Here is a 13903-nt window from a genome sequence, read left to right on the forward strand (position 1 = left end):
GACAGACACAGATTGTAGCCTTTCATCTGAGCCGTGGTGGGCACAACGGCAAGCGGGCGCCGGCGTCGCAGCGGGCGGGGCTGTCAGAGAGGTGTCATCTTCTTTCGTGAATAACGTCGCAACCAACTAAAGAGCATAACGGATACTATAGTTTTTTTGCTTTGACTACAAAAGTTACAGGAAGCATCTTTGCTTTTTTTGCAAAATCGCTGTTATCGTCCCGCGATTGTATAATTTCATCATCAGATTGCTCAATCATTTGCTCAATTACAAATCCCGCTTTTGAGAGCGCATTCACATAGGTTGATAGTTTACGATCCGATAATGTTAGCGCACCTTCATCAAGAGATACCGAATACCAAGATTCATCGAAATAACATTTTTTAAAAGCAAGCATATTATTTTCTGTAACAACACATTTGTGTATAGGGTGAGACCAACTGAAAATAAATACACCGTCTTTTTTAAGGTAAGAAGCGATCCGGCAAAAAGTACCCTCAAGGTCGGTGGTCCAGCCTATGGCATAAATCGAATAAACAAAGTCAAAATAATCCACTGGTATGCCACATTCTTCTTCCATGGGAGAACAGATCAATTTTGCTGAAAGACCGCATGCCTTCAAATGCTGCGTCGCCTTTTCGATTTGTTTTTCTGATATATCCACAGCCCATAGTTCAGATGCTTTGCGTTCCCCGTGATATTGCAAGGATTGACCGTTTCCACAGCCTATCTCCAGCATCTTTTTCCCTGAGACATCGCCAAAAAGCTGGCATTTTTCTTCTGAGACAAATGCTCCATAAAAAGGAAGCACGATTGCTCCTAAGAAGTCATTTCCTTGTGTATCCCAATAGAAGCTGTTTGTTTTATAAACAGAATTCTTGTCCATGCCGACGCCCTCCCCAAATATAAATAATATGAGCCTAAACGTATATCCCGACTTACGCGTTATCCCAATAACACATATCGAACACGAACACTCTGCGCTATTAACCCCAAAATAATGTACCATTTTTCTATGAACAAATCCACCTAAAATATTCCATTAAGCGTCCATTTGATCTCGCAAACATGACCGACCCATCCTGTGGCAATGGTAACGGCCTGCAGCATGATTTCAGTAAAGTACACTTCTCCGGAGCAATTTGTGATAACCAGACGGGTGGTGATGGAGCGCAGTCTGCCATAGCCCTTGGCGAGGCGTCCCGCGCCACATGCTGGAAATATGCCATATCGTATTTCTATCCGATGGATTAAGGGATGGTAATATTAGTCTTTTTTTGAAGACGAGGTTGCCGACATGATCGGCATTTGGTAGAAGAAATGCTACTATAATAGAAATAGTTAGGATGAGGAGGAACGCAGTACTGACAGATTATAATCAGCAAGTTTTCGATGGATTGCCACCCAAAGGGAGTAGCAGAGAGAAGGCTATCTCGGAGCTCGGAACTAACGAGGCGCCTGAGCTGTTGCATCTGGCTAGTACAGAGCGCGGGAAGAGTAAGCTTGCCGCCCAGAGGGCACTGGCTAAGATTGATTATGAACCGGCTGCAACTTATTGGAAAAAGCTATTAAAGTCGCCTCAAAAATGCGAAAAAATATTAAACCACACATTCTCAAATACAGTGTCGGATCTGCTTGCTGATCGATTGCTAGCTTTTTTGCAGACGTTTCTGGAGAAGAAGCCTGGCAGCAAGATCAGCTGGGAAGAGCATGAAACACTGCTTGCCTTACTTGGCATGATGCCGGGCAAAGCGAGTGAGAAGATGTGCGAGGTGTATGAGCTAGTAGCAGAGCATATCCAGAAGGTTTCATCATTTAAGCGCGACAGCGAGGTACTAAAGTTAACCTACATAGATACTTCTTTCTTTAATATTAGCAATACGTTGGAAGGTGTGACTTTAGAGCAAGCCTTTCCTATGATTTTGGTTGGCTCTGTTTTGATGGATGGAGATATTAGACTGCAAGCGCTGGCTTGCAAGCTATATGAACAATATGGGGGAGCCTGGCTGTCTCCTGTCTTCGCTTCTGCACTTCTAACCAAGCCTGCTGGCGATGTTTTCGAGGTGTTTTCAAAGTATTACAAAGATCCCGTGACGCAGCGTTTTATTTTGAACGTGCTAGGTACGGTGAAGTTTGATACTAAGCAAAACCGGCATACGTTTATGTTTGGCTGGGGTCATATGCTTAGGAATGATACATATTTTTCACTTACACCGCTGCTGTTTGAGGATTTGGATGTGCGCTGGATAGAACTTTTGGCAGCTGATCCGGAGAAGAAAAAGCTAAGCGGTCTTATTAAAACGAGCTATTATGTTGGAAAAGTAACTGGAGAATTTGATGATGTGCTGGGTGATCTGCTTCCGCTAAATAATGAAATTTGCTGCCAAAAGGTTCAATCATATTTTCTGAAAAGAGCGATTCTGGATGATGGAATTGGCGCGACATATGTTGGTATTTTGTATCGGATAGGTTATGAGGACGTTGAATCGACTCTTATGAAAAAATGGTCCCAAAAGGAAAATGCAACCTCTATTTGGAATGTATCCAGTGATTTGCAGTCATTTACCCATTGGCCAGCCCAGAAGAGAGCAGTCCTTTTTAAACAGGTTGGACAATTGGTTCAGGAGAAGAAATTAAGAATAAGCTATTGGAAGGCGGACACGGCCGAGGAGCTGAAGAATAATCTGCTCAAGTAGCAATAGAAGGAGCGGATTAGCTGCTCTCGCCGCGCAGCCGGGTCAGCCAGAAACTTGCTCTGTTGGGCTAGTCCTTCGGCCTTCATTGAAAACAGGCTTCCCTCCGTTCTTCAGAAAGGGGAAGTCTGTTTTTTTACTATAATTACAAATGTAAGATTGGATAGGGACGACCTAAATTAATTTCATGGTCATTATTTGTAAGATTCATGTAAGAATGTAGAAAGATGGGTGAAAGTTTTTGCGTGTATGCTGTAATGGAATGCCGGACCCAAACAATATGGAAGGTAACATCATCTTAGTCGATTGTATCGGCAACATTACAGAGAGGAGAGATTTAGAATCATGCATGCACTCAAACGCTTTTCGTTTTCTTTGGTACTGAGCATTGCGCTGGTAGGAGCACTGTTCATCCATTCAAACCATTCATTTGCTGCTATTGAACCCAAACAACCAGATGAATCACGATCTATCGTCATTCGGGATATTACAATTGTAAATGTGAAGACGGGGGAATTAGAGCCGAATCAGACCGTTGTTACTAGGGGGAATCAGATTGTAGAGATTGACGACTCAAATGATATCGAGATTCCAGATGGTGCTACAGTGATTCCCGGAACAGGCAAATATCTCATTCCTGGGTTATGGGATATGCATGTACACCTTATGAACGACTTTGAGTATGCATTCCCGCTTCTATTGGCAAACGGAGTAACGGGTGTGAGAGATATGGCAACTGAGCTTAAAAATATTGCGGATTGGAAAAAGGAAGTAGAAGACAATAAACCGGCTCCACGGATTACTTATTCTGGTTCCACACTTATACAGCCTCAACCAGACGCTCTTCCGCATCTTTATCCGGTCACTTCCGAGAAATCAGCGCGTGATGCGGTTCGCTTGATGAAAAAGTATGGGGCAGAATCGATTAAAGTATACTCCTTCCTTCCTCGACATCTCTATAAGTACATCATAGACGAAGCTCGCAAGTTAAATATGAAAGTTGGGGGGCATTTGCCAATTCCAGTTAGAGCGGAGGAGGCGTCCCGTATGGGCCAACGATCCTTTGAGCATCTGGATGGACTGTTCATCGCGACTTCACGTGAAGAAGATAAGCTCCTGAAGTTAGCAAATAAAAATCCGGATGAGCATTTGAACTTTGAATTGGAAGCCTTCAAGACATATGACGCTCAAAAAGCCAACAAACTGTTTAAGCTGTTTAAAAAATATGGAACGTATCAGGTTCCTACCTTGATTACCTATTTACAAGTTGTAAGTCCGCTTAACAAAGAGTTGGCACCCTATGTCCCCAAACATTATTGGGTAGCTTGGGAAAAGGCTAAGAAGGAAATGAGTGAGTATAATGAACTCATTCAAAAATCTCTCCAAAATCACGAGAATAGCAAGAAAATGATCAAGCGGATGAATGAAGCGGGTGTTCCGATTATGACAGGGACTGACTCTACTTTCGGCATTCCTAACCATGTATATGGCAAGAGCGTGCATGAGGAGCTTAGATTACTAGTAGCGTCAGGGTTGACGCCGCTGGAAGCTCTCCAAGCGGCAACCCTGACACCTGCCAAGTTCATGGACAGAGAACAGGAACTCGGAACGATCGAAGAAGACAAACTTGCTGATATGGTTATTTTGAATGATAATCCGTTGGATCAAATCGAAAATACCGAACGTATTTACGGGGTAGTAATGAATGGTACTTACTATGGCAAGGGAGAACTGGATGAAGCCGTGAAGACGGTAATTAACGAGTAAATTTTTCTCTATAATGACTAAGTGTTATCAGTGGCCATATCGAATTATAGCTGTGGTAGCGGATATAAAATTGTCCTGGCAGGCCGGCGCCTGTCGGGTACTTGGCATATTGATCCTTCTTATGAAGGAGTGCAATCAAGCATTCGATCCCTCGGTTAATCGTATCAGTAGGTGCTGGGGAACTTGCGATGAGCGCGTCTAATGCCCAAGCCGTCTGGGATGGCGTGGAGGCATGTAAATGAACGTATCTCTTCACCTTGTCACTTGAGCAGGATTCCCCCCAGCCACCATCTGAGTTTTGAATAGTCATTAACCATTTCGTCGCTTTTACAAGTGCTGGATCACGTGCTTCGACTCCTACAGCCTTCATCCCTGTGACAGCAGCCCATGTTCCGTAAATATAACAAATTCCCCATTTTCCATACCATGACCCATCTTGCTCCTGGTTTTTCTTCAGCCAATCAACAGCCTTCTGGATAAAGGGGTGCTTAATCGTTAACTTAGCCATTGAACCCAAGTATTCCAGTGCTCTGCCTGACAAATCCGCGGTAGAGGGATCGGTGAGTGCGGCATCTGCACCGTCATATGGAAGCCAATTCAAAAAAGCTTTGTTTGTATTTTTCTCAAAGGCAGACCATCCGCCATCATCATTTTGCATGGAGAGAACCCAGTGAAACCCCTTGTCATAGGCTTCCTGGAAACGATTATCATGCGCCGCCAGCCGATGAATCGCACGTAGAGCCGCGGTGGAATCATCTACATCCGGGTTCATCGTGTTACTGTCCGAAAACCCCCAGCCGCCAGCAATGGCCGAATCGTTATGCTTGCTCCAATCGCCCATTACCGTCTGCTGACGGTTAAGTAAGTACGTTCCAGCGCGCATAATGGCAGGATGAGTTGTTGACACACGTGCTCGCTGCAAGGCATGGCTTATAAGCGCAGTATCCCAAACGGTGGACGTAGAGTTCACCATATGATAGGAGTTGTCTGTTTGACACATGAAGCCTTTCAAGCCTTTAATGGCTTTTATAATGCGTGAATGTCTACGATCGTACCCTAATGCGAGGAATGCAAAGATCATCAAAAATGTTGCACTTGCATAGCTGTATAGCGTACCGTCTGGTTCAATACGCTCCAGTATAAACTTTTCAGCTCTATCCAGAGCATCTTGTTTAACCGAGTTGGGCGAGTGTAAGAGCTGAAGCCACTCCTTCTTGATCTTATCCATCAGATTTCGATCCCGGTAAGTAAGGAAACTATCGACTTCTGATTGAAATAAGTCTTGTTCGCGATGCTTGTCGATCAGCAAGTCCGACAAATCAGGCAAGGATGCTGTTTTAATTGCGAATCGCTGGTTGGACATAATTAGAATCGGCGCAATATGTACTCTGGCGTATCCGACAATGTCATAGAAATTGATAGGGGACCAATCTGGAAGCAGAATGAATTCGATCGGAAATGTATAAGTGGTGGGCCACGGATATTGGCCCGTTGCTGCCAAGAGTACTTTCGTAAGTACGCTGTTCACCTTACTTAATCCACCGCTTGAGAGGATGTAGGTTTTGGCTTTTTTCATCATTGGATCATTCTCAGATATATATCCCGAACAGAGAAGCGCGTAGAAAGCTTCAACAGTGGCAGACAAGCTTCCATTATTCTCGTCCGGATATACAGACCAGTACCCCTCAGGACGCTGTCGGGACAGGATGCGTTGATAAAGCTGATTCCTCCATTCTTTATCTGGTATGTCCAACACTTTCAATAGGATTAACATGTAGCTATCTGTCATCGTGCCACTCTCAAAGCAATATCGCCAAGAACCGTCAGAGGCTTGTGAATGAAGAAGATTATTGACGATACTATCTATCTCGAATTGTATCTTTTTCTTATCTGTCATGTAATTCCCCCTCATAGCACTTTCGCTCAGGCCCTTCATAAAGACACTATTCAGAGTGTATGTCCATTATGATAAGACTGATTCTATCTTCGATTGTCTATGGCTCCGCCGTCATTAAGCAAACGGGCAGGTTAGTTGAAGAAGGATTAATTTCCAAACAAGAAGGAAAGATTATAATTGAATTTATATAGGGGTGAGTGATTACTGTATCTCTATATCAGGAGGTTTGTTAGGTATGTCGAGAGAGTTATGGTTGAACCTGCCAGTGCGTGAACCAGAACGGGCAAAGGCGTTTTATACCCATCTCGGTTTTCGGTTGAATGAGCAGTATGCGAGTCAAGACGGCTCATTCAGCTTGATCGTCGGCGACAATCAGGTTGTTTTGATGCTCTTCCCGGAATCCGCGTTCCGCGGTTTTGCTGGTAATGCGGTTGCGGATTCGTGGCAGGGCACTGAAGTGTTATTCTCTCTGGGGGCGAACTCCAGGGATGAAGTTGATGAGTTCGCATTGAAAGCTGAACGTGCCGGTGGCACTGTATTCAGCAAACCGGGCGAAAAGGGTGGCTGGATGTACGGCTGCGGTTTTGCCGATCCGGACGGTCATCGGTGGAACGCGTTGTATATGGATATGAGCAAAATGCCGCAAGGCTGAAAACCCGATTCGCCATTTCGTGACGAGTGTTTAAACAAAAAGTCAAATAAAGTTACTTAACTACCGGGTGCTTTAGTGGAATAAGGAGATTTAAATTATCAATCTTTTTTATAAAAAACAGTTCTTAAAATTATAAGAAAGCAATCGTTTTGATCAATCTCTATTCAAAACGATTGCTTTTTATTTGCAGTAAAATCAAGGATTTAGAGTGAATAATAATCAAACTTTATTCTATACCAACAAAAGGAACTTAAATTTAAAGCTCGAATATCTAATGTAATCGGATAGCGCTGTCGGAGGACAAGAACTTGTATACTTAGCCGATTAGATGATTGTCTAATGTTATTCTACATCGGGCAGCCTGTTAAGCTAACGGGCAGTATAGCTTGGGAAAAATTAAGCAATGTGATAGGGGAATTGGTCTATCTGTAGAATTATTAATCAATCATTGTATATTGAGGAGACCTAACCTTATGAAGCTTTTCGCAAAAGAAGTTAAGAAGATTGTAGTCAACAATTATGAGTTTCTTTGCGTAATCGACCAAAGACCTGAAAAGGACTTCATTAGTTTTAAAATATACCCGTCCGAGACGAAAACATCGTATTTCTTAATATTATTTTCATGGAAAATCAACTGGGCAACGAATCTTTGTCAACCGATGGTTTGTGTAAGGTTAATTCAACATGCCATAAGTAGTGGCTGGAACTATAATATTAAACGTGCTGTATTTAAGCTCCAAAATGGAGACGATCTAATTGGTCAATTAGGTTTAAATCAGTTAAACTGATAACCTCAATCGGTTGAGCTAACGGAGCAGAATAACGCAACGAACAGAAGTTGCCTGCGTCTAATAGCTGGTTGGAGAAATATGAAAGGAGTTGAATGTGAAAGATGACAGCATCATTTTCACATAAGCCCGAAGGATACGAATGTCCATTTTGTCGTGTTTGGGGTATCGAGCGACCTAATCAGGGAACAAAACAAAGGGAAATCATCTATCAGAATGAAAAGGTAACGGCATTTATAGCGAGCAAATGGTGGCCAAACAATAAAGGACATGTTCTTGTTGTTCCTAATCAACATTTCGAGAACATCTTTGAACTCCCTGCGGATTACGCTGTTGAAATTCACCGCGCGGCTCAGCTTACAGCGTTTGCAATGAAAAGTACATATGGATGTGATGGGATTTCTACGCGGCAACATAATGAGCCTGCTGGCAATCAAGACGTGTGGCATTATCATCTCCATGTTTACCCTAGATATGTGAATGATCAACTTTATCTGACAAAGGGTTCTCAGTCCGATCCAGATGAACGCTCTTTCTATGCTGATAAGTTGCGTTCTTGGATAAAGGAAAACATTTAAGGTCTAGGAGGAGCGAATGATAACCATAGTAGGAGATAAACCTGAGGTTACGTGGGCCTTACTAAAGGATTGGGAAAAAAATAAGGTTCTCTCATTAAGCTAACGGGACACGATAGCACCATGACAACAGGTTGCCGAGATCATCGGCAGCCTGTTCAGCTAACGGGTAGGATAACTCAATAATTTCGCGAATACTCTACATATGGAATAATTTACGAAGTTCGTGGATAAGAAGTTAGGTGAAATTCTCCTAATCAATATAAGTGAGGGTATACGCAATCTTCTACAATGATGCATCACAATTCAAGAACGTATGAAAACTCCATGATGTATCGTTAACATTAGATCGAGGATAAGTGGTTTGAGTATCCTTTTCAAAAAAGTAAAAGAGCACCCGATAGGTGCTCTTTTTGTCTATCTGAAATATAGTCCATTTATTTAGGTTCTATGTGAATGTGTACATCATATACATCATACTCTCTTTTTAATTCATTCTCCGCTTGAGTAGCAATATCATGAGCTTCTTGAATATCCAAATTGGGTTGAACTAGAATAACAGCATCGACTATGGTGTTATTACCGTAATTTCTAGCTTTTAGATCCTTTACTTCTTTCACACCACGAAATACCTGTGTATGCGGAAATGATATCTGGCGAATCTTGTTTACTCACTCTTCTGCCCATTCCGTTCGTGTTCGCTGTTTTTTTTGACGGATTGTTTTTTTACATAATTGCCTCGCTATTGTATAACCGATAAGATATGCAGCAGAAGAAGTGTTTCCATCAACTGTAAATGGGACGATGGATGCATCTGCAACGATCAAATCCTTGACCCCATGTACATTTCCTCTACGATCAACAACTCCTCCTTTTGATAAAGGAGCCATTCGCAGAAAACCTTGCTGATGATGATTATGGTCGAAATTTCCTTTAATAAATTCTTCGAGTCTCTCATCATCATCAATCATATCTAATGTAGGCGAGAGGAGCTGATAAGAAGGATCAATTCGTTCCAACTCCAGGGCAATATTCTTGATATAAGTTCGATAAATCCTTTTTACTGCCTCCATATCGTCTGGATCAGAAAGAAATCCTTCGTCTGCCAATACAATGTTTAGCGGATCTTTGCTTTGTATGCGGATATTCCCTTTGCTCCTAGGCCGTAAGTACAGAATCGCTATTGTCAATTGTTCATCGGATCCGATACCAATGAGTTGAACGGCCCGTTGATCTGGATCGTTACCGGATGAATCCGGTAAGAAAGCTCCTCCTGTATAAAGTGCATTTGGATCTTGGGTAGGAAGGGGGAGATCGTTCGGATTGGTAGCAAATTCAGCAAAATTTAGAGTGTGGTTTTTTAGCCGTTGCCCCACGTTTGGATTATCGAAGATGATAGGGATTCCCGCCTTTTTTAATATTTTAGCGGATCCGATCCCAGACAGCATCAACAACTGAGGGCTATTGATTCCTGCCGATAAAATAACCTTTTTACGAGAATACGCTCGGGTACATTTACCATCCTTCAAATATTCAACTCCAATGGCACGCTTACCGGAAAAGAGAATACGAAGAGCTGTTGTCCTGAACAGTACGGTTAGTTTACGGTTATTAACCCCCCGGCCTAAAGGCGTCATAATATCCGATGACAAAAAGGCAGTGGATGAGCTTTCCCTTCGACCATCTGGTTGTTGGTATAATTGCCAACGTGTGAACGGTCCAAGGGGGGTATTAGGATCATTATAGTCAAGAATTATAGGATAACCTGAAGCCCGCTCGATCGCAGTTGCTAATTTTTTCGCCATCGATGTTGGATTTTCAGGCGCTTGCCTAATACTTATTCTTCCTCTAAAACCGTGTGCAGCCTTATTTGTAGTGGAACCATTGTAATTTTCCAATTGTTTGAAACGCCGTATGGCTTTATCAGGTGACCATAGGGGCCCAAGCAGTCGCTCCCATTTTTTGAGTACAGCTGCTGTCGGTCGTACATATTGTTCTCCATTAATGGATGAACCCCCTCCTGAGAGACGTCCCGTTGTCCACTCAAATGAGCGACCATCGAGTTCTTCCAGGGGAACACCTTCACCTTGCCAGAAATAATTTGGTGAGAAACTTTCTTCAAGTTCCGGTGCAAAGGTGGAATCCTTGATCGGTTTATCTTTATCATGATTTCCTCCCGATTCTAGAACAAGTACAGAGGTTCGTTTGTCGTCAGTAAGCGACTTCGCGATAACAGAACCGGCTGGACCTGTGCCCACAACAATGTAATCATAAGTTAAGTTCTTTTTCATTAACGCCCTCCCTTTAGAAGACTAATTTAGAATATTATTTTGTTCTGAAAAAGGTGCCTATTTCTGCACCGACCTTTTCATCAAACCGGGAGTTGCATTCCGCCTAGGCTATTTAACAAATAGTTTCATAATACTGACAGTCATCCAAGTCCGTTTTTATCTTTCGTCATAGGATAAACCGAACATGATGAAAGGGAGGATTTATATGGCACAACAAGTGAAGGTAAGCCCTCAATTCAAAAAGCTTTGTAATCAATTTGGAAGAATATTAGGGGGCGAATCGGAAGTAGATGAAGGTCCGGTTTGTTTTGTCATGCGGATGACGAACCTAAGGGAAAAGATCTTGGGAAGAAGAACGCGATCCCCATTAGTTCAAATGCAAATGTTTTCGTTTGAATCTCTTGATAAGTCGGGACGCGCGCTTTGTCTGGGTGAGACTGCCGTACACCAAAATCAGGTTAATCGATTGATATCGAATCTTCGTAAACGTGGGATAAAAGTGACTGCGATCCATAATCACTGGCTAAATGAAAACCCTCGGTTAATGTATATGCATTGGGAAGCCATTATGAATCCTATTGTATTTGCTAGAAGAACCAAAGAATCCATTGAATTCTTAGGTTGATGCTGTCGAGTTGAAGGTGTATTGATCATTTAATGAAAGGATGATACTGCATGTCTGAACAAGCTAAAGCAAGTCCCCGCTTTATAAGACTATGTAATCAATTTTCAACCATTTTAGGTGGAACAGAGCATGAAATTACTAAAGGTCCGGTTTGTTTTGTTAGCAGAAATAGAAGGATTAGAGCATCTATTTTAGGAAGACGTACCACATCCCCATTGGTCCGTTATCAACTGTTCTCGTTTGAATCATTAGACAGTTCAGGACGCGCTCTCTGTTTAGGGGAAACGGCTCTCTTCCAAAATCAAGTAAATCGATTACTATCAAATCTTCGAAAAAACGGGATTAAAGTAACAGCAGTTCATAATCACTGGCTGTTTGAGGAACCTCGTCTTATGTATATTCACTGGGAATCGATCGATAATCCTATTGAATTTGCAAGGAAAGTAAAACGCTCTATTGCTTTCTTGGGTTAGAAGGAATCGATAACTTATATCCCATGTCGATGGCAGCTCATTTGAATACCCTGATTCCAATTAATTGATCATGAAAAATTCCTACAAGGTGTGCTGCCGCGATCTGATATTATCCCCTTTAAGTAGACAGTGAGTAAAAAGCGCATTAAAGTCTACTTGGAGGGTTTTTTTCATGGGCGATATACGGAAGACATACGACATCGATTATAAACGCAGGGCCGTCGCGATGTTCTTGGAGGAAGGTCATGGCTACAAGACGGTAGTTACAAATATGTAAAAAGGCCTTCCCAATCCCCGTGTTCTGTATGAACAACTTCTTGAAGGCCACATCGATTACACCCTTACTTTGGATAATTGCGTATGACAGTGGCCCTGAAACGCGAAGTGCGTCATGTTAACCATAAAGTGGTCACTGACATTACATACATTCGAGTAGGAAAGCGTTTAGTATATTATCTGCGATCCAAGATCTGAATAAATATGAGGTTGTGGCATGGCATTTGTCTGAGCGAAACGACCTTCCCCTTGTTTTGAAAACAGTGGACATGCTTAGCGAAAAAACAGATCTTACTGGTGCTCTTTTGCATTCTATACCGAAGAAGAGTGGGGAACTCGTTTGCTCGGCGTGCCAACGGTGGCAGATCGTGTGGCGTAAATAATAGCTAAAATGTACTTTAAACTTTGCGTCGAGCCATATTTTCACATGGACTCCTATAGATATAGACCGGGATAATCTGCGATGGATGCGGTAGCAGTAACGAGACAACGCTGCTGGAAGCTCCCATACAAATGCCGAATAAAGGTACCCTAATTTCTTCATTTATTCGCTCAGATTTTTTCATATTTCCCTCTAATAAAGGTGTCATGTATTGATACCTTTTTGGTCTATATTATAATTATCAACTAGAAAAGGAGTAAGATATGTATGACATTAGAAATTGTGTTCTCAACCACGTATAGAAGAATAAAACAGACAAGCCTACGAGCCGTCAGGCTCAAAAAACTCAGATATGGCAGTTAGAATATTTCTTAGAGATACCTGTGAATATATCAATAGACTGCGTTCGCGTTCGTGCTCAAAAGCTCTACAGTCTAAATCGTTATGTAAATAAAAAATATAAAGGAAGCGTAGCTAATGAAAAAAATGTTTTTGTCTTCGTCCTTTGCAGACAGTGTTAATTCTTTTAAAAATTTTGCAGGAATGAATCTTGAAAACAAGAGTGTTACTTTTATTCCTACTGCAAGTATGGTAGAGGAAGTAACTCATCATGTTGATTTAGCTAAAGAAGCTTTTCATAACTTAGGAATGAATATTTTTGAATTAGATATATCTAAAGAATTTAGAGAAGATATTATTCGGAATCTAAAAAACAATGATTTTATTTACATTTCTGGAGGGAATACGTTTTTTCTTCTCCAAGAATTAAAAAAGAAGTCACTTGACAAGGTTATCATTCAAGAAGTGAACAATGGTAAAATGTATATAGGTGAATCTGCAGGAACAATTATAATGGCTCCAAATATTGAGTATATCTATTTACTAGACAATAAAGAAAAAGCTCCCGAATTAGGTTCTTATCAAGGGTTAAATGAAATTAATTTTTATCCCGTGCCACACTTACAAAATGACTATCTAGGAGGAGAAGTAGAACAAATAATAAAGAAATACCAGAATAAGATTGAATTGTTGCCAATTACTGATAATCAAGTGATTTTAGTGGATGGTGAAAAAATATCTGTTATTTAATCTAAGTGCGACAACTCTTCCATGAAGGCTTCGTGAGTGGACCTCCAGCCCAGACATTTACGAGGCCGGTTATTGATTAGGAGAATGGCATCTGCGAGTTCTTTCTCCGTTACCGCAGCAAAATCATGTCCTTTGGGGAAGAACTCATGCTTATGCGTATACATTTTGGAAGGAAGCTTTTATAATTTGAATCCTTTCCTTAACGAGGCTATTAAGCCTAAACAGAGAGCAGCACCATATGAACTTCCGTTTAGTTATCAGGAAGAATCATTCAGAGGATTAGTCATGAACCTTTTTTTCATAAGATAATTTGTGTCATAAAAAATGCACAAAAGTGCCTACATTCTGACGGGACTACAAAGAGTCCAACCAATATTTTAACGAAAATATACCTT

11 protein-coding genes and 2 pseudogenes are annotated in these 13903 nt (G+C 41.6%); 8 read left to right on the forward strand and 5 right to left on the reverse strand.

Going from position 1 to position 13903, the window contains the following annotated elements; all coding sequences use genetic code 11:
- Positions 1-145: 145 nt before the first annotated feature.
- Positions 146-886: a class I SAM-dependent methyltransferase gene (locus AC2TF5_RS14365; RefSeq protein ID WP_491297736.1), complete on the reverse strand. Its 741-nt coding sequence runs from the start codon at positions 884-886 to the stop codon at positions 146-148.
- A gap of 460 nt (positions 887-1346) precedes the next feature.
- On the opposite strand from AC2TF5_RS14365, the gene AC2TF5_RS14370 reads away from it, so the two are divergent.
- Together AC2TF5_RS14370 and AC2TF5_RS14375 are read left to right on the forward strand one after the other, a co-directional pair.
- Entirely contained in the window at positions 1347-2696 is a 1350-nt protein-coding gene (locus AC2TF5_RS14370; RefSeq protein ID WP_491297737.1) for a hypothetical protein, read from the forward strand.
- Positions 2697-3038: 342 nt separating this feature from the next.
- A complete protein-coding gene (locus tag AC2TF5_RS14375; RefSeq protein WP_491297738.1) occupies positions 3039-4460 on the forward strand; it encodes an amidohydrolase family protein in 1422 nt (473 codons plus the stop codon).
- On the opposite strand, the gene shc is transcribed toward AC2TF5_RS14375, so the two are convergent.
- Positions 4450-6357: a squalene--hopene cyclase gene (gene shc, locus AC2TF5_RS14380; protein WP_491297739.1), complete on the reverse strand. Its 1908-nt coding sequence runs from the start codon at positions 6355-6357 to the stop codon at positions 4450-4452. The two genes, AC2TF5_RS14375 and shc, sit on opposite strands and share 11 nt — an antisense overlap.
- Positions 6358-6592: 235 nt before the next feature.
- Here shc and AC2TF5_RS14385 point away from each other — a divergent pair, with 235 nt between their 5' ends.
- Together AC2TF5_RS14385 and AC2TF5_RS14390 are read left to right on the forward strand one after the other, a co-directional pair.
- On the forward strand, positions 6593-7009 hold the full coding sequence (locus AC2TF5_RS14385) for a VOC family protein (protein WP_491297740.1): 417 nt from the start codon (positions 6593-6595) through the stop codon (positions 7007-7009).
- Between the two features lie 892 nt (positions 7010-7901).
- Positions 7902-8375 carry an HIT family protein gene (locus AC2TF5_RS14390; RefSeq protein ID WP_491297741.1) on the forward strand — a complete coding sequence of 158 codons (474 nt, stop codon included), beginning with the start codon at positions 7902-7904 and terminating at the stop codon, positions 8373-8375.
- A 434-nt stretch (positions 8376-8809) separates the two neighbouring features.
- Here AC2TF5_RS14390 and AC2TF5_RS14395 read toward each other — a convergent pair whose 3' ends face one another.
- The gene (locus AC2TF5_RS14395) at positions 8810-8992 is read right to left on the reverse strand and encodes a cation transporter dimerization domain-containing protein (protein WP_491297743.1); all 183 of its coding nucleotides are present in this window, start codon (positions 8990-8992) and stop codon (positions 8810-8812) included.
- A 51-nt stretch (positions 8993-9043) separates the two neighbouring features.
- Positions 9044-10663, reverse strand: a complete 1620-nt coding sequence (locus AC2TF5_RS14400) for a GMC family oxidoreductase (RefSeq protein ID WP_491297744.1) — start codon at positions 10661-10663, stop codon at positions 9044-9046.
- Positions 10664-10868: 205 nt separating this feature from the next.
- Here AC2TF5_RS14400 and AC2TF5_RS14405 point away from each other — a divergent pair, with 205 nt between their 5' ends.
- The 4 genes and pseudogenes from AC2TF5_RS14405 to AC2TF5_RS14420 all read left to right on the forward strand — a co-directional run bounded on the left by AC2TF5_RS14405 (position 10869) and on the right by AC2TF5_RS14420 (position 13508).
- Complete coding sequence (locus AC2TF5_RS14405; RefSeq protein WP_491297746.1) at positions 10869-11288, forward strand: DUF1259 domain-containing protein; 420 nt, start codon at positions 10869-10871, stop codon at positions 11286-11288.
- 50 nt (positions 11289-11338) lie between these two features.
- Positions 11339-11761, forward strand: a complete 423-nt coding sequence (locus tag AC2TF5_RS14410) for a DUF1259 domain-containing protein (RefSeq protein ID WP_491297747.1) — start codon at positions 11339-11341, stop codon at positions 11759-11761.
- A gap of 327 nt (positions 11762-12088) precedes the next feature.
- Positions 12089-12351: pseudogene (locus tag AC2TF5_RS14415) on the forward strand (hypothetical protein); the annotation flags it as partial.
- Between the two features lie 545 nt (positions 12352-12896).
- Complete coding sequence (locus AC2TF5_RS14420; protein WP_491297748.1) at positions 12897-13508, forward strand: Type 1 glutamine amidotransferase-like domain-containing protein; 612 nt, start codon at positions 12897-12899, stop codon at positions 13506-13508.
- Here the strand turns inward: AC2TF5_RS14420 and AC2TF5_RS14425 are convergent.
- A pseudogene (locus AC2TF5_RS14425) lies at positions 13505-13654 on the reverse strand (IS30 family transposase); the annotation flags it as partial. The gene AC2TF5_RS14420 and the pseudogene AC2TF5_RS14425 overlap by 4 nt on opposite strands.
- Positions 13655-13903 lie beyond the last annotated feature (249 nt).

The sequence above is a fragment of the Paenibacillus sp. JNUCC 34 genome, assembly GCF_058269055.1.

Bases quoted from the DNA above. Each gene is read 5' to 3' on its own strand.
- AC2TF5_RS14365 (WP_491297736.1), bottom strand. From the start codon at position 886: ATGGACAAGAATTCTGTTTATAAAACAAACAGCTTCTATTGGGATACA.
- AC2TF5_RS14370 (WP_491297737.1), top strand. From the start codon at position 1,347: ATGAGGAGGAACGCAGTACTGACAGATTATAATCAGCAAGTTTTCGAT.
- AC2TF5_RS14375 (WP_491297738.1), top strand. From the start codon at position 3,039: ATGCATGCACTCAAACGCTTTTCGTTTTCTTTGGTACTGAGCATTGCG.
- shc (WP_491297739.1), bottom strand. From the start codon at position 6,357: ATGACAGATAAGAAAAAGATACAATTCGAGATAGATAGTATCGTCAAT.
- AC2TF5_RS14385 (WP_491297740.1), top strand. From the start codon at position 6,593: ATGTCGAGAGAGTTATGGTTGAACCTGCCAGTGCGTGAACCAGAACGG.
- AC2TF5_RS14390 (WP_491297741.1), top strand. From the start codon at position 7,902: ATGACAGCATCATTTTCACATAAGCCCGAAGGATACGAATGTCCATTT.
- AC2TF5_RS14400 (WP_491297744.1), bottom strand. From the start codon at position 10,663: ATGAAAAAGAACTTAACTTATGATTACATTGTTGTGGGCACAGGTCCA.
- AC2TF5_RS14405 (WP_491297746.1), top strand. From the start codon at position 10,869: ATGGCACAACAAGTGAAGGTAAGCCCTCAATTCAAAAAGCTTTGTAAT.
- AC2TF5_RS14410 (WP_491297747.1), top strand. From the start codon at position 11,339: ATGTCTGAACAAGCTAAAGCAAGTCCCCGCTTTATAAGACTATGTAAT.
- AC2TF5_RS14420 (WP_491297748.1), top strand. From the start codon at position 12,897: ATGAAAAAAATGTTTTTGTCTTCGTCCTTTGCAGACAGTGTTAATTCT.